The sequence below is a fragment of the Salipiger sp. PrR002 genome (genome assembly GCF_010500775.1).
In the GTDB taxonomy this organism is placed as follows: domain Bacteria; phylum Pseudomonadota; class Alphaproteobacteria; order Rhodobacterales; family Rhodobacteraceae; genus Salipiger.
Map to the genome: position 1 here is coordinate 15,937 of NZ_JAAGOU010000019.1, position 21,110 is coordinate 37,046.

Annotated in this window: 22 protein-coding genes and 1 pseudogene; 7 read left to right on the forward strand and 16 right to left on the reverse strand. The window is 64.1% G+C overall.

The window, feature by feature from the left end; all coding sequences use genetic code 11:
* Both G0A00_RS17485 and G0A00_RS17490 read right to left on the reverse strand, forming a co-directional pair.
* A complete protein-coding gene (locus G0A00_RS17485; RefSeq protein WP_164214218.1) occupies window positions 1–1,908 on the reverse strand; it encodes a relaxase/mobilization nuclease domain-containing protein in 1,908 nt (635 codons plus the stop codon).
* Complete coding sequence (locus tag G0A00_RS17490; protein WP_164182941.1) at window positions 1,905–2,441, reverse strand: helix-turn-helix domain-containing protein; 537 nt, start codon at window positions 2,439–2,441, stop codon at window positions 1,905–1,907. The genes G0A00_RS17485 and G0A00_RS17490 overlap by 4 nt, the downstream gene beginning before the upstream one ends.
* A 620-nt stretch (window positions 2,442–3,061) precedes the next feature.
* On the opposite strand from G0A00_RS17490, the gene G0A00_RS17495 reads away from it, so the two are divergent.
* A complete protein-coding gene (locus G0A00_RS17495) occupies window positions 3,062–3,844 on the forward strand; it encodes a ParA family protein (protein ID WP_164182943.1) in 783 nt (260 codons plus the stop codon).
* Window positions 3,841–4,539, forward strand: coding sequence for a hypothetical protein (locus G0A00_RS17500; RefSeq protein WP_164182945.1), 699 nt, complete (start codon window positions 3,841–3,843; stop codon window positions 4,537–4,539). The genes G0A00_RS17495 and G0A00_RS17500 overlap by 4 nt, the downstream gene beginning before the upstream one ends.
* 33 nt (window positions 4,540–4,572) lie before the next feature.
* Here the strand turns inward: G0A00_RS17500 and G0A00_RS17505 are convergent, their stop codons facing one another.
* On the reverse strand, window positions 4,573–5,055 hold the full coding sequence (locus G0A00_RS17505; protein WP_164182947.1) for a hypothetical protein: 483 nt from the start codon (window positions 5,053–5,055) through the stop codon (window positions 4,573–4,575).
* 273 nt (window positions 5,056–5,328) lie between these two features.
* Here G0A00_RS17505 and G0A00_RS17510 point away from each other — a divergent pair, with 273 nt between their 5' ends.
* Window positions 5,329–5,529 carry a hypothetical protein gene (locus G0A00_RS17510; protein WP_164182949.1) on the forward strand — a complete coding sequence of 67 codons (201 nt, stop codon included), beginning with the start codon at window positions 5,329–5,331 and terminating at the stop codon, window positions 5,527–5,529.
* A 112-nt stretch (window positions 5,530–5,641) separates the two neighbouring features.
* Here G0A00_RS17510 and G0A00_RS17515 read toward each other — a convergent pair whose 3' ends face one another.
* Window positions 5,642–6,526: an ArdC family protein gene (locus G0A00_RS17515; protein WP_164182951.1), complete on the reverse strand. Its 885-nt coding sequence runs from the start codon at window positions 6,524–6,526 to the stop codon at window positions 5,642–5,644.
* Between the two features lie 971 nt (window positions 6,527–7,497).
* The gene (locus tag G0A00_RS17520; RefSeq protein WP_164182953.1) at window positions 7,498–7,800 is read right to left on the reverse strand and encodes an aldo/keto reductase; all 303 of its coding nucleotides are present in this window, start codon (window positions 7,798–7,800) and stop codon (window positions 7,498–7,500) included.
* A gap of 187 nt (window positions 7,801–7,987) precedes the next feature.
* Here G0A00_RS17520 and G0A00_RS17525 point away from each other — a divergent pair, with 187 nt between their 5' ends.
* Together G0A00_RS17525 and G0A00_RS17530 are read left to right on the forward strand one after the other, a co-directional pair.
* A complete protein-coding gene (locus G0A00_RS17525) occupies window positions 7,988–9,205 on the forward strand; it encodes a sorbosone dehydrogenase family protein (RefSeq protein WP_164182955.1) in 1,218 nt (405 codons plus the stop codon).
* Window positions 9,202–9,780 carry a cytochrome c gene (locus G0A00_RS17530; RefSeq protein ID WP_164182957.1) on the forward strand — a complete coding sequence of 193 codons (579 nt, stop codon included), beginning with the start codon at window positions 9,202–9,204 and terminating at the stop codon, window positions 9,778–9,780. Before G0A00_RS17525 ends, G0A00_RS17530 begins: the two co-directional genes overlap by 4 nt.
* A gap of 98 nt (window positions 9,781–9,878) precedes the next feature.
* Here the strand turns inward: G0A00_RS17530 and G0A00_RS26560 are convergent, their stop codons facing one another.
* Together G0A00_RS26560 and G0A00_RS17540 are read right to left on the reverse strand one after the other, a co-directional pair.
* The gene (locus G0A00_RS26560; protein WP_235953144.1) at window positions 9,879–10,247 is read right to left on the reverse strand and encodes a DUF1153 domain-containing protein; all 369 of its coding nucleotides are present in this window, start codon (window positions 10,245–10,247) and stop codon (window positions 9,879–9,881) included.
* 62 nt (window positions 10,248–10,309) lie between these two features.
* Window positions 10,310–10,444: pseudogene (locus G0A00_RS17540) on the reverse strand (transposase); the annotation flags it as partial.
* Window positions 10,445–10,534: 90 nt separating this feature from the next.
* On the opposite strand from G0A00_RS17540, the gene G0A00_RS17545 reads away from it, so the two are divergent.
* Both G0A00_RS17545 and G0A00_RS17550 read left to right on the forward strand, forming a co-directional pair.
* Entirely contained in the window at window positions 10,535–11,467 is a 933-nt protein-coding gene (locus G0A00_RS17545) for an IS5 family transposase (protein ID WP_164182959.1), read from the forward strand.
* Between the two features lie 294 nt (window positions 11,468–11,761).
* On the forward strand, window positions 11,762–13,192 hold the full coding sequence (locus G0A00_RS17550; protein ID WP_164182961.1) for an AAA family ATPase: 1,431 nt from the start codon (window positions 11,762–11,764) through the stop codon (window positions 13,190–13,192).
* Window positions 13,193–13,284: 92 nt separating this feature from the next.
* Here G0A00_RS17550 and G0A00_RS17555 read toward each other — a convergent pair whose 3' ends face one another.
* The 9 genes from G0A00_RS17555 to G0A00_RS17595 form a co-directional block, all read right to left on the reverse strand.
* Complete coding sequence (locus G0A00_RS17555; protein ID WP_164182963.1) at window positions 13,285–14,205, reverse strand: type II secretion system F family protein; 921 nt, start codon at window positions 14,203–14,205, stop codon at window positions 13,285–13,287.
* A 27-nt stretch (window positions 14,206–14,232) separates the two neighbouring features.
* Window positions 14,233–15,195 carry a type II secretion system F family protein gene (locus tag G0A00_RS17560; protein ID WP_164182965.1) on the reverse strand — a complete coding sequence of 321 codons (963 nt, stop codon included), beginning with the start codon at window positions 15,193–15,195 and terminating at the stop codon, window positions 14,233–14,235.
* Window position 15,196: 1 nt separating this feature from the next.
* On the reverse strand, window positions 15,197–16,585 hold the full coding sequence (locus tag G0A00_RS17565) for a CpaF family protein (RefSeq protein ID WP_164182967.1): 1,389 nt from the start codon (window positions 16,583–16,585) through the stop codon (window positions 15,197–15,199).
* Between the two features lie 18 nt (window positions 16,586–16,603).
* Window positions 16,604–17,164, reverse strand: a complete 561-nt coding sequence (locus G0A00_RS17570; RefSeq protein ID WP_164182969.1) for a L,D-transpeptidase — start codon at window positions 17,162–17,164, stop codon at window positions 16,604–16,606.
* Window positions 17,161–18,336, reverse strand: coding sequence for a response regulator/pilus assembly protein (locus G0A00_RS17575; RefSeq protein WP_164182972.1), 1,176 nt, complete (start codon window positions 18,334–18,336; stop codon window positions 17,161–17,163). Before G0A00_RS17575 ends, G0A00_RS17570 begins: the two co-directional genes overlap by 4 nt.
* On the reverse strand, window positions 18,333–18,935 hold the full coding sequence (locus G0A00_RS17580; protein ID WP_164182974.1) for a TadE/TadG family type IV pilus assembly protein: 603 nt from the start codon (window positions 18,933–18,935) through the stop codon (window positions 18,333–18,335). Before G0A00_RS17580 ends, G0A00_RS17575 begins: the two co-directional genes overlap by 4 nt.
* On the reverse strand, window positions 18,929–19,402 hold the full coding sequence (locus G0A00_RS17585) for a TadE/TadG family type IV pilus assembly protein (RefSeq protein WP_164182976.1): 474 nt from the start codon (window positions 19,400–19,402) through the stop codon (window positions 18,929–18,931). Before G0A00_RS17585 ends, G0A00_RS17580 begins: the two co-directional genes overlap by 7 nt.
* Before the next feature lie 100 nt (window positions 19,403–19,502).
* On the reverse strand, window positions 19,503–19,700 hold the full coding sequence (locus tag G0A00_RS17590) for a hypothetical protein (protein ID WP_164182978.1): 198 nt from the start codon (window positions 19,698–19,700) through the stop codon (window positions 19,503–19,505).
* A complete protein-coding gene (locus G0A00_RS17595; RefSeq protein ID WP_203595422.1) occupies window positions 19,687–21,054 on the reverse strand; it encodes a type II and III secretion system protein family protein in 1,368 nt (455 codons plus the stop codon). Before G0A00_RS17595 ends, G0A00_RS17590 begins: the two co-directional genes overlap by 14 nt.
* Window positions 21,055–21,110: the final 56 nt, after the last annotated feature.

Genomic DNA, 21,110 nt, shown 5'->3' on the forward strand with positions numbered 1-21,110 from the left:
TTAGAGCTCGTGCCCGTCCTCAATGTCCAAGCCACGCTCAGCGGCATGCTCGGCCGCGAGCTCGGCCTGCCGGACCTGCGCCATGGCCTGGTAGGCCTCCACGGTCTCGCGCTCGCGGGCCCCCTGCCCCACCACGAGGTCGGCTTCGTTCTTCAGCTCGGCGGCGACAGCCGCCCGAACCGCGGGATCGCGGATCTCGTCCTGCAGCGGAGTGCTGTCCCCCTCGAGGACCTGTGCGAGCTCCGCGTCCGAGAGCGTATCCGCCATCCGATCAACGAGGCTCTCGATGGCGGGCACATCGGCAAGCTGGTGGTGCTTGTCCACGGTCAGCAGCTGGTCGAGCGCCAGCTGCTCGACAAGGTCCCGCGGCACCGCCACGCCGTCGATGATCCGATGCCCCTCTTCGAAGACCGCGGCCAGCCGCGCGGATGCACCTTCGTCCAGGTTTTCCGCGCGGCCCTGCCACAGCGCTGCCTGCGCCCGGGAATGGTCCCCCTGCGCCGCGTATTCCGCCAGCTCCTCGGGCGTCGTGCCCATCTGGGCCATCAGCTCGGACTCGTTCGAGAACGCCGCGATCAGCGCTTCGCGCAGATCGTCCAACGTGCTGTCGATCTGGCCTATGCGCCGGTCATCCGCCTCGAGACCGTCCCGTACGTGCTGCAGCGACGCGGGGGTCAGATGCGCAAAGACATCGTCGCGCGTCTCAGCCACCATCGCGTGGTCCTTGAAAAAGGGATCGGCCTGGGTCGCCGCCAAGAGCTCGGTGCTGGTGCGGGAGAACTCCGCCTCCATCCGCACCCGCTCCGGCCCGGCCTCCATCGCCTGAATGCTCTCCCAAGTCTCCCGCGCCTCGGCCAGCAACTGGTCCCGCGCCTGCGTCATGGCCGCGACGGGATCAAAGCTCTGGTCCTCTTCGGCGGCGTGGGTCTGGGACGGCATCAGGGTGTCTGCCTCGGGCATGAGACGTCCTCCTTCTTCTAGGGTTTGCGCCGACGCAAAGAACGCCTGCGACAGCTTTTCCATGAACGCGTTTCCGGGACCGGAGAGCGAAGCCAGCAGACCGAGGCTGGAATACTGCCGCGCAAAGTCCTGCACCACCGCGCGGCGGTGCGCCCTTTCCGCGTCCGACATCGGGGGCGGCGGGACCAGGTCCCCCCGGCCCGTCTTGTCATGCGCCGCGCGGTACTCGGTCTCGCGCGGCGGGTTCTCGATGATTCCGCGCGACAGGCGGTTGGAGGCCACCATCTCGATGCCATGCGCCCGGGAGAGCTCGGCATGGCACTCGCGCATCACGTCGTAGTTCAGCTCCGACTTCATGCTGATCGACAGGAAGTTGCCCCAGTCACAGCCGACCTTGTCGACGACAAAATGCGCATGGATGTGATCCGGGTCGCGGTGCACCGCGGCGACGTAGCGCCACTGATCGCCATAGTCGCCGCTGGCAAAGATCGCCTGCCCCCACTCCCGTGCCACCGCCTCGGCCGCCTCGATGCCCGTCCCCTTGGGAAAGCTCAGGATGATATGGTCGGTATGCCCGCGCCGGGGCGCGCCGCGCCAGGACGAAGACCAGTCCTCGACCGCCCGCGACAGAGTATTGGGCCGAAGATCACGGTCCACCCCGGCGAAGTTGGTCCAGGTGGCATGTGCCGCGTCCTCCCGGGTGATGTAGTTGAGCTGGCGGGTCAGTTCCTCCCTCGAGTGACAGCCCCCAGCCCGGATCCGCTTCACCACCGACTGCGGCGATCGCTGCGCATTGCCGGCAAAGGCCCTGAAGGATCGGGCCTGCACTCTGCTCTGCCCCGCGCCCGGAACGCGCGTGCCCGTCCCGCCGCTCCGGCTGCGGCGCGCAAGGTCCTCGAGCGGATAGCCGAGGACCGCCTCCTCGATCGACAGCGACCCTGCCCTCATTTGTCCGCCTCCGGGAAGGCCACATCCGCGAGCGTCCGGCGGCGCGCGACGTTGATGAAATTGGTCAGCGCCTCGGTCAAATCCCCCACCCGCGCGTCTAGCTGCGCCACGGTCTTGCCGTCGCGGACGTTCCATTTGAGCCGCCCGGAGTTGGCAAGCTGAGTCATCTGGTTGAGATTGCGCCCCACCGCCACGAGCTCGCGCCGGCTCTGCGCCAGCGCCTCGATCTCCTCGGACCGCAGGTCGAGCGCCCCGATAGCCAGCCGCATGAGACGACGAATGCCGTCCGAGGGCGTCAGCCCCTCGGCCTCCATCAGCGCCTTGAAGGCCGCGTATTCCTCGACACTGACCCGGGTGCCGACCACCGCGCCCTCGGTCGTGGTGTGCGAGGAGGCCGCCTGGTTTCGCACCCGCGCAACCGTCTGACGCGACCGACCGCAGCGCCGGGCGATCTCGGCATCGGGAAATCCCTCGCCCAGGAGGCGATTGATCTCGGCAATATCCTTGTGGGTGAGACGGGGCCCGCGGGGCATATCGCAACCTCAAGCAGCAATCAAAATTCAAACACGCTCTATAGATGTACAACACAATACCGTTCCAGCCAACCGACCATGAAGGCCGGTTTTCGCCCCTTCGGGGGATTTCCGCTTGCGGAAACCGATCAGCCTTCATGGTCTCCGTCTCGCGCCCGGGGACCCGTCAGGGTCCCGCTGACAGGGCGCGGTGATCCGCAGGCCAGGAGGCGGCAATCTCGCCCCTGCGAGAGCTGCCGCCGGGGCCGTCCGCGGATCACACCCGTCCCGATGTGCCTGGCGTGGGGCGCACGCGCCCCACGCCAGGCGGAGAGGGCCAATGTGCGGTTTTTGGCCCCCAGCCCCATGTGCGCTCCGCGCGCAATCTCCGGGCCAAAAAATCGCAGCAGGTGCTGGAACGCAGGAGAGCAGGAGAGCAGGAGAGCAGAAATGAATGACTGCACGATTGCAGGAATGCTGGATCGGCGGAATGCTGCAGATATTGAAATATTGAGTTTTTAACTCATTGAGAAGATGAGAGCTTGAGTGCAGGAGCCGTGGCGATGTTGATCGCTGGAGGCTTGGGCCGCCGGAGTTCTGGCGTGCTGAATGTGTGGACCGCAGGACTGGGAGGACCGGGCTTGAAGACCATCTCGACAATGATGATGAAAGGCGGCAGCGGGAAAACCACGCTGACCCGCATCCTCGCCTCGGCCGCCCTCGCCCGCGGCATGAAGGTCCACATATTTGACGTCGACACCGACCCGCAGGCGCTTGGCTGGGAGGCCAGCTTCAACCGCGCCTCCTGGGGCAAGATCGACAAACCCGCCTGGCGTCACGACCAGCTGACCATCAGTGGCGCCGTCGCGGATATGGATGAGATCTACGACAGCTACGACCGCATGGAAGCCGAGGGCTATGATCTCGTGCTGATCGACACCCGCCCGGGGGCCAATGCCGACACCGAGGACCTGATCCTCGCCACCGATCTCGTATTGATCCCGACCCGGCCCGAGCAGTCGGATTACTCGATCGCCGAGCGGACGCTCGAGTGGTTCGAGGACATCCTGAAAACTGTCACACCCGACTCCCCGACCCCGGCGCTGCGCACGGTGCTGACCGCAGTGCCAGCCAAGATGATCTCGGTGCTGACCGGGGATCTCGACATTGCCAGCCTGACCCCGCGCGATCGCGACGCCTTGCAGGCGGTCATGGACATGCCGCATGCGCTGACCGTGATCCCCAACTCGAAATACTGGCGCGAGATCGCGGCCTGGGGTCCGCTCGGCGTGGCGGCGGAGGCAGCAAACGCCCAGCCCGCCGGGCGACTGCAGGGCAGCGCCATGCTGGACATCCTGGCCGGCGGCGACGCGCTGCTCGACGAACTCCTTGCCGTCATCGACGTGAGGGAGGCGGCAGAATGAGCGACGATCCCAAGCCAGAGAAGCGCAAGAGGTCCCGTGTCGTGCGCACCTCCCACGCGCTGCCAAACGCCGCCGAGCACGCAAAGGCGAGCAGCCGGCTCGCAGGGGCCACGGCCCGCTACGCGGGCCGCGCCACTCCCGAGCCGCAAGAGCCGAAGGGCGAACCCGACGCCAACGCCGGCGTCTCCCCTGCCCTGGCTCCGGCCAGCAAGGAGAGCCCCGCGACCTCAAAGCGACCTCAGCCGAAGCGACGGGCGCAGCCGAAGGCGGCGGCGTGGCAAGCCGCGGCGACCGAAGAGGCCGGGGCGTCAGCGAAGAAGAACGTCCGCGGTTTCGTGGTCTGGCTGCCGGCCGACATGGCGCGGCTGGAGGCTTTGGCGGTCCGGCTCGGCACCAGCGTCGACTATCTCGAAAAGGCGCTAATGAAGCAGGCACGCAAGAGATACCTGGATCTTGATCACGCAAGCGCGCTGCGCGACAGCACGCGGCTCAAGACGCATCTCGAGCTGACGCGGACCGAGGGCAGCGGCGGGCTTTTCGTGAATGCCTATTCGGACCCCGAGATTGTCCGAGCCCTGCGCGCGGAGATCGGCGATCCGCTCGATCTCATCGCCGACGCGCGGATCATCGGCGCGCTGTTCCGGCTCTACGGTCTCGACGCGCTCGCGCTCTACGAGCGGAAGGCGGCGGGATAAGCGTCAACGCGCGCTACTGCCCGCGGTGCCGGCTCACTCACACGGGCCAGTCAGGACCTCGCCCACATTCCAGGTCACCGCATCATGCGCGCTGACCACGGCGAATTCCGTGTTCGATCCAAGGATGGCGACCAGCGTCGCCCACGCGTCGGGATCGGCCTTCGTCTGCAGGGCGCGGCCGTCTTCGAGTTCGAACGCCGCCTGCTCGCCGGTCTGTGCCAGGACCACGATCCGCGTCGGCGCGCGCTCCTGCGGCAGGGTGACAGCAAATGACCCATTCGGCTGCGGGCCGAAGACACGATCCGGGTCGCAGACGAGCTGCAGCGAAGCGCCGGGGCCCTCGAGATCATGCACCGGCAATCCGCGCTGGAGGCTGTGAGACCAGGTCACGTCCGAGATCACCACCGGTGCAGCGCCCGCCACGGTCCCCTTCTGCGTCACGGTCTCCTGCTGCGCCTGAAGGGTGAGCGGCATCAGCACAGAGACGAAGAATGCAGCGAATGATGAATGTTGCATGAAACACTCCTTTTTAGCACAAAGCGTACATCTCTTACGCTAGGGCATCCCATCCAGAATGAAAACCGAAGCCCGCAAGCAAAACTGCATGGACAGGGCTAAGGGGCGCAGCCCCTCGCGCGGTCAACAGAAATAGCCAGGGCCGTGTCCTCGGCCGAAGGCCTGCGGGCCGCACCACCCCTGTCGATTTCTGCTGCCCTTGCTACCCCCGGCCTCGCCAGCGGGCAGGCCGGATAGCGCGCTATCCGGCTTCAACTATTTGGGACAAGAACCATGCTGGCAAAGAAACTCTATGCCTTCCCGATCTCCAAAGTTTTTCACCTCGATGCCGCAGGAGAAGAACATTTCCTGGGACTGAGATTTCGGTGGAACACAGGAGAGACAGAAATTGCCTGGGAGAACCCCGGCGCCTTCAAGATGGGCCTGATCATTGAGGAGCCGATCCCTGTCTCATCTTCCCCGGGCCGGGCCTAAACCCGGCCCGCGCGGGTTGGACTCGGCGGCGCAGACGCTGAGACCAACCCGCGAAATTTGGCGGGCCCCGCGTGAGCGAGGCCCCATCATCAGCTCCAAGGTGGCAAACGTCTTAGGCGGCTTGCTCGGCGTCGTTTCGCCCAGCCTCCGCCAGAATGAAGTCCACCGCCTTCTGCGCCTCCGACGCCGCGCGGAAGATCGTGCGAGTGTCGCCTTTCATGGCAGCAACCCACCCTTCAACATAGCTCGCGCTCTGGTCAAACTCCGGCGCCACGCCGATCTGCACGCCGAGCATGCAGGCGCCGATCTCGGCGACCAATTCCTCGAAGGCGTGCGCCGTGCGGTCGGAAAACCTCTTGAACCTGTCGAGACGATTTTCCGAACCGCTCCAATGCGTTAACTCATGGAGAACGGTCCCGTAAAATGCCTGCGCGCTCAGAAACGTCTCGATCGGCGGCATGTGGATGCGATCCGCCCGGATGTCATAGTAGGCCCGCGGCTCCGGGGTCGAATGGATCGCCGCGCCTGTGCGGGCGAGGAACGCCTCGAGGTCCGGATCGGCCGTGGTGCCGAGATCCCGCGGCGGCTCGGGGCGGGTGTAGAACTCCTCCGGCAGGCCGTCGATCTGGTCGGAATTGAACACGCGGTAGGCGCGGCAATAGGGGATCTTCTGCTCGTCGCCGTCGTCACTCTCGCGCTCGACCGTGCCGAACTTCACCACCGTGGCCGACGTCTCACCCTTGCGCACCTGCGCCCCAAGCTCCTGCGCCTGCCGATAGGTCATCCAACGGGCCGAGGCATAGCCTTTGCTGGCCGCCGTCGCCCAGAGCATCAGCACGTTGATGCCGCGATAGTCCTCGCCATTGAAGCGGGCCGGCATCTGCGCGCCACCTGCGCCTCCGGTCCAGGGCTTGCGCCAGGGCGGTGTGCCCGCCTCGATCTGCGCAATGATCTCATCTGTGACGTGCTGGTAAACGTCAAACTTCGCCTTTGCCATTTGTGGCCTCCTTTGTGGTGGAGACGGTGGGGGCTGCGAGCCCGCCTTCCGCCGATGGGCTGCGCCTCGGCCAATCTGTCTGACCGGAAACGCATGTTTTTGGCGGAACAGAGTGGGAGAGGGCGAAGCCCGACCCACGGGCCGGACACGGACAGTCAAAGGATCGGAGACGGGGGTGGTGCGGCCCGCAGCGCGCAGCGCGAGGACACGGACCCGGCGGAGACGACGCGCGGCACGCGGCGCTTGTCTTTTGACTTTCCGGGGCCGGTCTGTTGGGCGGACAAACAAACAGGATCATGCCAGGGCGGGGGTGAGCGGGCGCAGCCCGTCGAGCCCCTGCCCTGTCCTTCGGCCCCATGCGAGACGCGCGCCCCGCGCGGCTCTCCTCTGATCAATCCGCCAGAGCTTTCCAGCCCGCCCCCGGCCGAGGGGACGGGGCGGGCCTTGCAGGCGGCGAGCGGGACGCGCACCCATATCGCGAAGGATGGCGAGCCGGCTTGTGGGAAGGTCTGGCTTGATGCCCGGCCGAAGGCGGGGCGGGTGGCGTCAGGGGGGCTCAGGGCAGCGGTGCCATAGAGGCCGTAGAGCGTCCCTTAAGATCAATGCCTGATTTTTGGGCAGGCTGGGCCAGGGTCAACGCAGCAAGGTCCGCCGGGGCCTTTATCCACAGGGCTGCCCCCTGCAACTGGGGATGAATACCTTGGCACACCGCGCAACCATTCCGTTTGCACTTTGCTGACGTTCGCCGCGCGGTCGCCGACGGGGTATAGTGCGGACCTTCCTGCCGTTCGCTGCATGCGCAACGTTGGTCGCGAGCAGCCGCGGCAATGCGCAGGAAGCGGATGTCCCTCCGCTCAGATTATTTCCCGAAAGCTGCCGTTCAGTAGGAGCGTAGCCTCTACATCACAGTGAGGAAGTTCCCAAGTATCACATCAACTCCGGCCGCGCTTTCAGCGTGCATTGAAATTGCTTCATCGCGCCTCGCCTGAATCGGATTTGCCGCCCCCACCCGGAGTACTGGCCTGCGGGATGCTCGATCCGTCGAAGTCGAACTTCTTAGCCGGAACGATGTCGACGCGCGATTTGGAATCTCGGATGAAAATGCCGACAAGTTCTTTACTGACGCCGTCGAAATAGATTTCGGCAGTATCCACAAAGGTGCCGCTCGCAGTCTGGTAGGACTCGAAGGTCTGGCGGGACATCGACTCGCCTGCGCCACGGCAGCCGGAATCGAAGGCTCTTTTGCCAACACAAAGCACGGTGGCGCAAGTCACGTGAAAGCATCACATGAGTTGCCGCTGTGAATTGGGAGGAATCCTTGACAAATTGTCTAGGCAGCCCGCAGCCTCTTTGAGGCTCTCCCGGAGGAGCTTCGCCGCCGCGCGGAGTGTGGAGGGTCGCTTTAGGGAGGAACCCATGCAAACCAAGCACTTTGTGTTAAGTCTACTATTGTCGACGGCCATGACGACACCCGTTCTGGCACAGGACAACATGGACAAGCTGTCCAACATGCAGCGCACCGACGCCACCTTCACCTTTATCGATCAGGAGGGGGAGCGCGCCGAGGCGTTGAAGGAAATCGTGCCGCACATCAACGTGCCCGACGGATTCGAAGTCAGTCTCTACGCCGTCGTGCCGGACGCACGCTCGATGGCGGTCGCGCCGCAGGGCACCGTAGTCTTTGCCGGCACCCGCAAGGACAAGGTCTGGTCAATCGTCGACCGTGACCGCAACCGCGTGGCGGACGAGGTGAAGGATTTCGCCCCTTCGATCACCTTCGACGTGCCGAACGGGCCATGCTTCTCGCCCGACGGCTTTCTCTACATCGCCGAGCGCAACCGGGTGCTGACTTTCCCTGCGGCGGAGTTCTTCTTCGAAGGTCCTGATCCGGCAGTGGGTGAGGTGATCCCCAAAGGCGAGCTGATCCCCGCCGAGGAAGAGAGCTTCAACCACACAGCGAGGGTCTGTCGAGTCGGACCAGATGGCAAGCTCTACATCTCGCTCGGCCAGCCGCACAACGTCCAGCCAAAGGACAAGCTGGAGATGTACGACAAGATCGGCATCGGCGGCATCATTCGGATCAACACTGACGGCACCGGGCGCGAGGTCTACACCCGCGGCATCCGCAACTCGGTCGGGCATGACTTCAACCCCGCCGACGGCACGCTATGGTTCACCGACAACCAAGTGGATGGCATGGGCGATGACATCCCCCCCGGCGAGCTGAACCGCCAGACCGCAGCCGGTCAGCACTTCGGCTTCCCCTGGACCAACGGCGGCACCGAGATCCCCGACTACTCGGATGTCGAGCGGCCCGAGGGAGTGGAATTCGTCGAGCCTCAGGTCAACATGCAGGCACATGCGGCTGATCTGGGAATGAGCTTTTACAGCGGCAGCTCCTACCCCGGCAAATATCAGGGCGGGATCTTCTCGGCGCAGCACGGCTCGTGGAACCGGACCACTCCGGTCGGTGCGCGCGTGATGTTCACCGCGCTCGACGAAGATGGCAACGCCGCCTCGACCGAGGTCTTCGCAGACGGATGGCTCGACGAGGAAACCGGCGAGTATCGCGGTCGCCCGATGGACATCGCTTTCCTCCGCGATGGCTCAATGCTGGTGTCGGACGATTTCGCCGGGGCTATCTGGCGCATCGCTTATGCGCCCAAGGCATCCGAATGAGGGCTGCTGCCTTGATGATCCTCGGCGGGCTGATGCTCGCCGGGGGTTCTCCGCTCTCCGCTGGCGATCCGGCGGCGGGGCGGAAGGTCGCCAATATGTGCCGCACCTGTCACGGCATTGATGGCATAGCGCAAATCCCCATCGCCCCGAATATCGGCGGCGAACCCGAGCTCTATCTTGAAAGCCAGCTCATGGCCTTCAAGACCGGCGCGCGCGAGCACGAGATGATGTCGGTTGTGGCGGCAGGCCTCACAGCGCAGCAAATCTCGGACGTTGCCGCCTGGTATGCCGCCCACACGGCCAGCGCCACCCTCCCGGGCGGCGTGACCGAAGCCGATGCGCCCGCCGCTTGCGTGTCCTGCCACGGCGCGGACGGTATCGCGCTACTTCCCGAAGCTCCCAACCTTGCAGGCGAGGTCAACATCTACATCGACACCCAACTCAAGGCCTTCCGGACCGGCAAGCGCAAGCACGACATCATGTCCACCATCGCTGCCGATATGACCGACGAAGAGATACGCGCCGTGGCGGATTGGTACGCGCAGGTACAGCTGGAGATCACCGGGCCGGAGTGAGAGACCGCCAGAGGCAAGTCATATCAGGGAACCTCTGACGAAAGTCCGCTATCAACACCCCCAAGTCGGCTCGAACGGCAAATTCGGGCTGGCTCCGGTCATGCAAAGCGCCTCGCCCGGCCGGCGGCTAGGCGCAGGTAGCTGCTGGTCAGTGTGCTGCCTCTGGTCGACAGGACAGCGCAGGAAGCGGCCCAAACTGGTCTGCAGCCCGCCTCCGCGTTGCTGCGCACTTCGGTCAAGAGTTGCCGTTTACTGAGCTGCATCTCGTATTGCTGGCGGATGTCGGGCGGGTTGGCGCGCAGCGAGTTCTCCATGCCGCGTTTCGCATCCTCTGCCCAGCCCTCGATCTCAGAGGGTGTGAGGTCGAATGATCGACTTGCCTCAGACACGGTCGTCTCGCCCTGGATGATCTCGATCACCAGAGTCGTCTTCCGCTTCGCCGTCCAACTCTTGATGCTATCTTCCATCGTCGTCCTCCTTGCTACGTTCTCCCTTGTAGCATGAGCAGGTGTTCACCGGGTCGGTACACAGGAGCGTGGCGCCAGCGCAAACCATTGCGGTTGATGAAGATAATCCTTCTCAGCATCCGCTTGTCGTCAACCCGGGGCTTCCCATGTGACTTGGAAAAGAAGGGGCCAAGACGTGCCATCTGCGCGTCGGTCAGTCAGAAGAGATTGCTCATGTCACCGGTGTTGTTGCAGAACTCCTACCGTGAAGGATTCACATCACGAATCCATGCGGTTAGACGAGCGGCATGAGCAAGCCCAAGCCCGCCCGCTACCGCACTACGAACTGGTCCACCTACAACGATGCGCTCAGGAAGCGCGGGTCACTGCTGATCTGGCTGGACAAGGAGATGACCTGGCACGCGCCGCATGAGGGACGCCCGGGGCGCCCGCCGGTCTTTTCGAATGCCGCGATCCAGTTCTGCCTATCGATCAAGGTTCTGTTTAAGTTGCCGCTCAGGCAGACAGCCGGGATGGTCGCGAGCCTCCTGCGCTTGGCAGGGTTGGACTGGCCCGTTCCGGACTACTCGACGCTGTGCCGCAGACAGAAGACCCTCAAGGTGCAGACCCCCTATCGCCGCGCCGGCGGGCCGCTGAACCTGCTAGTGGACAGCACCGGCATCAAGTTTCTTGGCGACGGCGAATGGCAGGCCCGCAAGCATGGCATTCAGGGTCGCCGCCAATGGCGCAAGGTGCATCTGGCGATGGACACCGCCACCTCGGATATCCGGGCCGTCGAGTTCACCCCCAGCCGGGAAGGCGACAGCCCCGTCCTGCCGGACCTGCTGGGCCAGATCCCCGAGGACGAGGACATCGGCACCGTAACTGCCGATGGAGCCTACGACACGCGTCGCTGCCATGGCGCCATCATCGCACGTGGCGGCACGGCAATCATACCCATCCGAAGGAACGGTCGGGCTTGGAAAGAAGACTGCCCGGCTGCCAAGGCGCGCAACGAAACCCTCCGCGCCACGCGTCACTTCGGTCGGGCGTTCTGGAAGCGGTGGACCGGATACCACGCCCGCAGCCGCGTGGAGGCCAAGATGCGATGCCTGAAAGCCTTCGGCGACCGCATCGCCGCGAGAGACCCAGACCGCCAGACCGCCGAAATCCACATCCGCGTCGCACTCATCAACCGCTTCAACGCGCTCGGCACCGCCGAGGTCGTCCGCGTGGCCTAAACCTGAACGGGAAAGGGACACTCACCCCTCAGCATTTCTGCAACAACGTCACGGCAGTGTGATCCGCGCTGGCACCCTGCGCACCGCGCGCAAGCTTTTCGACGGGCGGGTGTTTCCGCGCGGGTGATTTTGTCGTCGCGCCGGGTGCCCCGCGCCATCATTTTTCGGGCGCGAATTCGCCCATGGCAGACATGCAGATTTTGCTACTTAATTGCGCCGATGCGGGGTAGACTGCCGCGAGTGCATTTTCACTGACGATTATTTAGCGAGTGACATTTTGGAGAGGAGTCCATTGTGAAACTGTTTTCAAAGTCTCCGGAGGAGACCGTTTCAGAGCAGCCCGTTCAGACACCCCAGCCGATTGAGACAAGCCCGCCGATTGAGACGGGCCAGCCCGAAACCGCCGCAGCCAGCGCGCCGCTGGATGCCGAAGGCAGCGCGGATCCCCAAGGCCAGTTCTTTCTCCCCGGCCCCGCGCCCAAGACCGTTGAAGAGACCGGGCTTTCCGAGAGTTTTCTGATCAACCACCTGTGCAAGGTCCTGCACGCGGGCGGCACGCTCACCCCGGCGCAGATCGCCGATGTGGTGAAACTGCCCAAGCTGGTCTGCCGCCAGCTCATCAAGCAGATGAGCGCGCTGATGCTGGTCGAGGCGCAGGGGCTCGACAGCGCCGACATCAAGTCCGACATCCGCTACACGCTGACCGATCTTGGCAAGGCATGGGCGCTGGATGCGCTCAACGTGTCGCAATACATCGGGCCCGCGCCGGTGACGCTCGAGGCGTTCGAGGCGCAAATCCGGCGGCAGTCGATCAGCCACGAAGAGATCCACCGCACCGAGCTTGACCGCGCGCTGTCGCATCTGGTGATCCCGGATATTCTCAAGGCGCAGCTTGGGCCCGCGGCCAACTCCGGACGCTCGATGTTGCTTTACGGCGAGCCGGGCAACGGCAAGACCTCGCTTGCCGAGGCGTTGGGGATGTCGTTCCGCGACGTGGTGAGCTTTCCCTATGCTATCCTCGTCGGCCATCAGATCATCCGTTTCTACGACGAAACGCTGCACCAGAGCGCGGATCTGCCCGCGGATCTGCCGCGCTCGGATCTGCGCTGGGTGCCCTGCCATCGCCCGGTGGTGATCGCGGGCGGCGAGTTGATGCTGCATATGCTGGATCTCTCCTTCGAGCATACGGCGCGCTTCTATGAGGCGCCGATGCATCTCAAGGCGCTTGGCGGGGTCTTCGTTCTCGACGACTTCGGCAGGCAGGCAGAGCCGCCGCAGGCCTATCTCAACCGCTGGATCGTGCCGCTGGAGAAAGGCTTCGACATCCTGTCGCTGCACACCGGCAAGAAGTTCGGCGTGCCCTTCGATCAGCTGGTGGTCTTCTCGTCGAACATGCTGCCCGAGGAGATGGGGGACGACGCGGCGCTGCGCCGGATCTACTTCAAGATCCACGTCCCCTCGCCGACCAAGGAAGACTACCTTCAGATCTTCCGCGACACCTGCGACAGCCTGCAGATCGCATGGCAGCCAGAGGTGATGGAGGTCTTTTTTAACCGCAAATACGAAGAGGCGGGCTTTGTCACGTCGGGCGCGCATCCCGGTTTTCTGATGCGGCACATCCTTGCCGCCTGCCGCTATCTCGACCGCGAGCCGGAACTGTCGCTCGACCTTCTGGAACTGGCTTGGCGCAACGTCGCGGCCAGCAAGCGGCGCGACCGGCGCTGAGCGGGCGTTCTCTGACACAGCAAAGGCGCCGGTCTCGCAACCGGCGCCCTTCTTTTTGCGCGCTGCCCGACGCGGGCGCTGGCCGAAGGGTCTCAGCCCGGCGCCATGGTCTGGAAGATCTCGAGGATGGTCATCATGATCGGCACCAGTACGATCAGAATGCTGACCGGGAACATGCATAGGGCCATCGGGAACAGCATCTTCACCGGCAGGGCATTGGCCTTTTCCTCGGCCTTCACCAGACGCTGATCGCGCATTTCGCGCGCAAAGGTCCGCAGGGTGCGGCTGACGCTCGATCCCAGTTCCTCTGACTGACGAAAGAGCACGGCAAGCGTGCGAGCCTCATCAATACGGACGCGGGTCGCAAAGTTGTTCAGCGCCTCATGCAGCGGCCGCCCGGCGCGGATTTCGAGGTTGATGATCGAAAGCTGCACGCCGAAATCCGGCACCAACTGCAGAAACTCGCGGGTCACCCGATCCATCGCCGCGTCGATGCTGAGACCCGCATCGACGCAGACCAGCAGCAGGTCCATGAAGTCGGGAAAGATCTTGCGGAACTCGCGCATGCGTTTGGCGCCGATCCGCTCCAGCACCATCGAGCACAGGATGAAGACCAGCCCGCCCGCCATGGCGGCCAGCACCAGCAGCAGCGTCCGGCTCGCTTCGGGTGCGAACTTCTGCAGCAGAAGATGCGCCAGCAGAAAGACCGAGAACGAGGCGGCGAGACGCAGCAGGTTGAACTTGGCGATCGCCGAGCGCGACAGATACCCGGCCTGCACGAGGCGCATCTTCAGGCTGTCTTTATGGCCGTTCTGAACGACATCGAGATAGTAGCGCAGGCGCTCGTTTCCGGTGCCGAGCAACTCGTCGATCTCGGTGTCGCTGCGTTTGCGCCGCCGCGTGTCGTCGATGTTGCGCTGCACGTCCTTGCGCTGGATCAGCGCATTTATCAGCGCAAAGCTGGCGATAAGCACCGCGACGAAAATCGCGATCAGGATCAGGGTCTCATTCATCACACACCTCCCCGGCACCCTCGCCGGTCAGTAATCGAAATTCACCAGCTTGCGGACGATGATCATGCCGATGGCCATGATCACCAGACCGACGGTGATCAGCGTCGGGCCGTGGCCGCTCTCCCAGACCGGATCAAAATAGGCCGGCTCCATGCTGCGGATCAGGAAGAAAAGGAAGAAAGGAAAGCCCATCATGATCCACGCGGTGATGCGCCCTTCCGCCGAGATTGCCCGGATCTTCGCCTTGATCAGCAGGCGCGCCCGGATCATCTGCGCAAGGTTGTCGAGGATTTCCGAAAGGTTCCCGCCGGTGCCGCGCTGCACGCTGACGGTGACCGCCAGCAGGTTAAGCTCGGGCGCGCCGACCCGCTCGATCATGTTCAGCATCGCCTGATCCAGTTCGAGCCCAAAGGTCATCTGATCGTTCAGGATGCCGAACTCCGAGCCCAGCGGATCGGGCATCTCGCGGGCCACCAACGCAATCGCCGAACCAAGCGGGTGACCGGCGTTCAGGCTGCGCACGATGATGTCGATCGCCGGGGCAAGCTGGGCGGTCAGCTTCTTGATGCGGGACTGGCGGCGGCGGTAGAGCAGCACGCCGGTCAGCACGAAGGTGAAGCCAAAGGCGAAGGCCAGATTGAGCACGCCGCCCAGCCCGACGAAGGCCCTCCCGAGCAGGGCGCCCGCCAGAAAGAGCCCGGTGAGAATGAGCAGCCGCTTGGTCAGCGGCATGTCGAGCCCGGTCTGCGCATAGAAGCGGCGCAGCGTCTGAAACATCGACTCGCGGCCTTCTCCGCGCCCCACCCCGCGCCGCAGCAGCAGTTCGGAATAGGCGACTTCGGCACCGCTTTTCAGCTTCAGCGCTTCAAGCCTGTTGCGCACCTCCAAAGAGTTGCGCCGGGCCGAAAAAGCCGCACGCAGCACCGTATCGGTGACCAGAAGCACCGCGACGAAAATCAGGGCATAGATGGCAATGGGTGCGTTCAGCATCTCACAGCTCCTTCGACGGATCGAAATGATCGGAGTTCAGCTTGAGCCCCATCGACTGCAGATCCTCGAGGAAGCGCGGGCGGATGCCGGTGGCCCGGAAACTGCCGAGCACCTTGCCGTGCTCGTCGACGCCGGTGCGCTTGAACGCCATGATCTCTTGCAGTTGCACCACGTCGCCTTCCATGCCGGTGATCTCGGCGATCGAGGTGACGCGGCGGGAGCCGTCGCGCAGACGCTCAAGCTGCACGATGAGATCAATCGCCGAGGTGATCTGCGCGCGGATGCTGGTCTGGCTCATCGGCATGCCCGCCATGCCCACCATCTGCTCCATACGGGCGATGGCGTCGCGCGGGTTGTTGGCGTGGATCGTGGACATCGACCCTTCATGGCCGGTGTTCATCGCCTGCAGCATGTCGAAAGCCTCGCCGCCGCGCACCTCGCCGATGATGATCCGGTCCGGGCGCATCCGCAGCGCGTTCTTCACAAGGTCGCGCTGCAGGATCTCGTTGCGCCCGTCCACCGTCGGCGGGCGCGTCTCGAGACGCACGACATGCGGCTGCTGCAGCTGCAGTTCCGCCGCGTCCTCGATGGTCACCAGACGCTCGTCATGCGGGATAAAGGACGACAGCGCGTTGAGCATCGTGGTCTTGCCCGAGCCCGTGCCGCCCGAGACGACGATGGACACTTTGCCCTCGACCGCCGCGGCGAGCAGCGCCGCCATGCCCGGCGCAAGCGCGTTGTTGTCCACCAGCCGGTCGAGCGAATAGGGCCGCTTGGCAAACTTGCGGATCGAGACCTGCGGCCCGTCCACCGCCACCGGGCGGATCGCCACGTTGACGCGCGAGCCATCGGCAAGGCGCGCATCCACCAGCGGCGAGGATTCATCCACGCGCCGCCCCACCGAGGCGACGATCTTGTTGATGATGCGCAGCAGGTGGTCCTCGTCCTTGAAGCGCACCTTGGCGCGTTCCAGCCGCCCGAAGCGTTCGACAAAAACCGTGCCCGCCCCGACGATCAGAATGTCGCTGATCGTGTCGTCATCCAGCAGCGGCTCGATCGGACCGAGCCCGAGCATCTCGTCGCCAATGCTGACGATGAGCGCGTCAAGCTCCGAGGCGCTGAGCGGGAAGTTGTGCTCTTTGGCGTAGCTGCGCACCAGCGGGCGCAGTTCCTCGTGGATCTCGTCCTCTTCCATCGTGTCGAGGATCGACAGGTTGATCTTGTCGATCAGGAACCGGTGCAGGGTCACCCGCTCATTGACGAAATCCGGCGGCTCATAGGCGGCCTGCGCCACCTGCGCCGGTCTGACCGGCTCGGTCGTCTTCAGCGCGACAACCGTGTCAGACGCCGGCGTGGGCGCCTCCGACTTTCTGAAAAACCGACCTGCCATAGGGGTACCCTCCCTGCGCTAACGCACAATCACCTTTGTTCCAATCGCAACTTTCCCGAAGAGCTCGAGCACATCCGCGTTTGACAGGCGAAAGCAGCCAGAGGTCTCGTAACCGCCAAGCGTGGCGGAAGAATTCGTACCGTGAATGCGGTAGAGCGTGTCGCTGCCGCCGCTGTAGAGATAGAGCGCCCGCGCGCCGAGCGGGTTGTAGGGGCCCGGCGGCACATAGTCGGGCAGCGAGGCATCGCGCTGCCGCATCTCGGACGGTGGACGCCAGCCCGGCCATTCTTCCTTGCGGCCCACATAGGTGGTGCCAACCCAAGTGAAGCCCTCGCGCCCCACCGAGATGCGGTAGCGCTCGGCCCGACCCTTCCCAAGCACGCGCAGAAGCGTCCGGCCCTTGTTGGAAATGAGGATCGTGCCCGCAGGCTCGCCGCCGTCATAGCGCACGATCTCGCGGCTGCTCGGCCCGTGGCTGCGCGGCACGCTCGCGCTCTCGGCAAGCGCCGCCCGCGCCGTCAGCACGCCGCCCAGCGTGAGCACGAAGAGGTGCCGCCGTGTGAGCCTGTATCCCGTCATTTCGCAATCTCCGCGGTCATTTGCACCGCCTTCATGTATTTCGTCAGCGCCTTGAGGAAACGCGACCGCTTGCTCACCTCGCTGGGCAGCACGCCGCGATCCAGCGCCTGACTGATCTGCCCCTTGGCAAGCGGCACGAAGTGGAACGGCGTTTCCTCGAACAGCTCGCGCAGGCGGCGGGTGCCGATGCGCTGCCCAAACAGGCTGGATTCATGCTTGTTGATCAGCACATGCACCGGCACGTCCTTTCCGCGCAGCGCCCGGATGCGTTCGATCTGGTCAAGCGTGTGCTTGATCGACGGCAGGTTCAGCTCACACACCAGCGTGAAACTGTTGACCGCAGAGAAGACGTCTTCTTTCCACTCGGTCTCGTAATAGGGGATGTCGAGAAAAGTGTGGTCATGCTCGGCGCTCACCGCGTCCAGCATCCGCAGCACCAGCTCATAGCCGTTCAGCTCGGTGTTCAGTTCCGGGCGCTTGAAGGAGTAAAGGAAAAAGCCGTTGGGATGCTTCTTCTGGATGACCTTCATGAACTCGGGATCAACGCGCCGGGGCGTCGCCGCAACGCTGCCGAGGTTGAATTCGTTGACCATGTTGATCGCGTAGCCGCAATTGCCGAGCGAGAAATCCAGATCAAACAGCGCGACCGATCCGCGCTTGCGCACCAGCTGCGTCGCCGCCCTGTCCGCCATGCTCAGCGCCAGCGTCGTGGCCCCTGCCCCGCCGACGCATGAGACCACCGCATGCACACTGTTGCTGCCGGTCTGCCGCGCGCGCATCGATTTCTGGATGCTTTCGATCAGGTCTCCGGCCTGCAGCGGCTTGGGCAGCCAGTCGTGGATATCGAGCTTGAACAGCCGCCGCGTCTCTTCGGGAGAGAGCTGCGGCGTCACCACGATCAGCGGCAGCTGCGGCGCAAGCGATCTGATGTCCGAAAGCACGGTCATCTCGGCGTCGGAAAGCGTCTGCAGGTTGGCAATGATCAGATCGCCGCCGCCGCCCGAAAGCTGCTCGCGGATGTGCGCGGCCGCAAGCTGCGTCACCGTCAGGCGCGGCGAGAACTCCACAAGCGCCGCGACCTCGGCGCTGTCCGCCCCCTCCCCGGTCAGCACCATTATGCGCGTCATGGGAATGCTGGCGATTGCCTTGGGACCATCCACTGTCATGTTCATGAGCATGTTCCTTCGCAGTCGGAGAGATCTTCGCTTGTGATCGCGACCGGGTGCGCCGGGATGTTGACCGGAACCAGATCGTCTATGAGCAGCAGGTCGAACGCGAGGTTGCGAACCTCCAGCGTCACCGTCAGAACCGGGCCAAAGGGCCGACCCACATAGCCCAGACCGGATTCCTGATAGGTGACCCTGATATTCTCGGGCCCGATGAACGGCGCGATGTCCTGAATCCCGGTGAGACCACTGCCGTTCATCAACCGCGCCAAAGCATCCGTGTCACAGGGATCGGCCCCGGCGCCGCAGGACACCGATCGCGGCGTTCCGCTCGACCCGGGCATCGGCACCGGATCCCCCTGCCCGACCGCGCTGTCATAGCTCGTCAGGGCGCTGATATCGGTCAGTGGCGTCGACACCGCCGCCCGCCGCGCGCCGACCTGCAAGGCCTTCACCGTCTGGTTCCACTGAAACATCATCAGAGTGGTTTCAACCAGCGTGCCGCAGAGCACGATCAGCAGCGGCGCGATCATCATCGTCTCCGTCATGGCGTAGCCTGACGTTTGGGCGATGAACCGCCGTGGAAGACGCAGCAGGTTCACCATCCGATGTGCCTCAGCTCGACCGAATGCGCGATGGTGAAAGACTCGCCAAAAAGCAGCGTCATCGCGCCCGGCCGCGAGTATGTGACCTCCCCCGACACCACCACGAGATCGTCCGGCGCGGGATTTGTCGGCAGATCCGCCTTGGCGGGTGTGAAGGTGATTTGCGACGGATCGCTCCAACCGGGCACGCGCAGCGTATCGCTGCTGCTTGGCCCGCCGTAGAAGGCGATATTCCGGGCATAGTCCTCAGAGCAGGTCGAGGCGAAATTGGCCGTCGCCGGTCGGCACCGCGACCAATAGCGTGCTGCATCCCGCAGCCCCGCCTGCATCTGTTCGCGCTCCCACATGATGTTGCCGACCTCGATCAGGCCGAAGGTGACCAGCGTCAGGATCGGGAACGCAATGAGCGTTTCCGCAATGACACTGCCCCTTTCGTCGCTCGCAAATGCGCGTGGCCACTTAAACATCTGAATACTCGCATAAAAAGTCTTCTACGGGCGGGAAAAATGCCCTGCCGGAACCGGAATGAAAAACGCGCCCGGATCCGGCGATCTTGTATCTGTCAGCTCATCCGCCAGAGCCCACCGTGGTCTTATAGGCGGCGGGCGGCCATGCCTCGAGTTCCTGGATCGCGGTATTGGCCATTATGGCATCGCCCGATCGGGCCGCCGAGGTGTCCCAGTTGTTCAGGTAATCCGCCGAGCCGCAGGCCGAGAGCGTCAGACCCGCAAGGATCGCGGCGAAGAGAGGCTTACTTCTTTGCAATGACGGCATCGTCGAACTCCAGATCAATCATGTGGCCATAGGGACCGACAACGCCGGTGCCCTCGCGGAAGCGGCGCAGCAGGTCACGGTCGACCTCCAGCATGCCGAGCAGGAAAAGCTCGATGTCGTTGGACGAGCGGGTGTTGTCGAGCGGCGAGCGCAGTGGCGTGTCCGGACCCACCGGCGCCACCAGACGCGGCGTCACCAGGATCACCAGATCGGACTCGCGCTTTTCGAAGCTGCGCGAGCTGAACAGCGTGCCCAGCACCGGGATCTGCCCCAGCCACGGCACCTGATCGACGCTGCGCGCATTGTTCGCCTGCAGCAGACCGGCGATGGCAAAGCTCTGACCGTTGCGCAGCGAGACGGTGGTCTCGGCCTTGCGCGAGATGAAGGCGGGCTGGCCGTTCACCGTGACCGAAGGGTCGATGTCGCTGACCTCGGGCATGATGCGCAGCGAGATCAGCTGATCGTCCAGCACCACCGGCACGAAGTTCAGCCGCACGCCGTATTCGCGGTAATCGGTGCTCTGCACCGCGGTGCCGTTCTCGTTCACCTGCGCAACGCTGATCGGAACCTCGCCGCCGACCACGAAGTTGGCCTCGATGCCGCTGGTGGTCACCAGCTTGGGGTTGGCGAGGCGGCGGGCGAGGCCTTTTTGCTCCAGCGCGTTGATCACCACGTCGATCTGGAAGCCCGAGATCTCGAGCAGTTCCCCAACCGCCGAGCCGAAGGGTGTGCCCGACTGCGCCGCGAAGGTTGCGCCATTGGTGACAAAGGCTGTCGAGCCATCGTCGCGTGTTCCGGTCAGGTCCACCCCAAGGCTGCGGCCCGAATTGCGCTCGACCTCAAGGATACGCACGTCAAGCTCGACCTGCTGCGCGCTGGCGACCTTGATCGCATCCACCACCGGGTCCGTCGAATATTGCGCCGCGATCTGCAGAATGCGCTGACGGTCCACATTGTCTTTGACCACGCCCGAGACGCGGATGCGGTTGTTGACGTTAAGCACATCTACCCGTGCGCTCGGCACCGTGCGGCGGATGACATTCTCGAGGTCGCTGAAGTCCGCCTGCACGCGCACGTCGATCACTTCGAGAAGCTGCTTCTCGGTGGAATAGAGCGTGACGTTGGTCAGCCCCGAGGCCTTGGCCTGAATGTAGAGCGAATTGTCGGTCAGCGGGAAAACGTCGGCAACGTTCGTGTCGCCGATGACGATATCCGCGAAGGGTCCGTCGGTATTGACCGTGAGGGTCGTGCTGGGCGCAAGGACCACCTTCGAGACGGTGCCATCGTCGATGGAGATGTCCCGGCTCTGCGCCGCAAGCTCTCCGGGGATCGCGGTGAGGGACATAATCCCGACCGCAAGGAGAACCGCTGGTGTCCTTATACTTTGAACCAACACCCTCG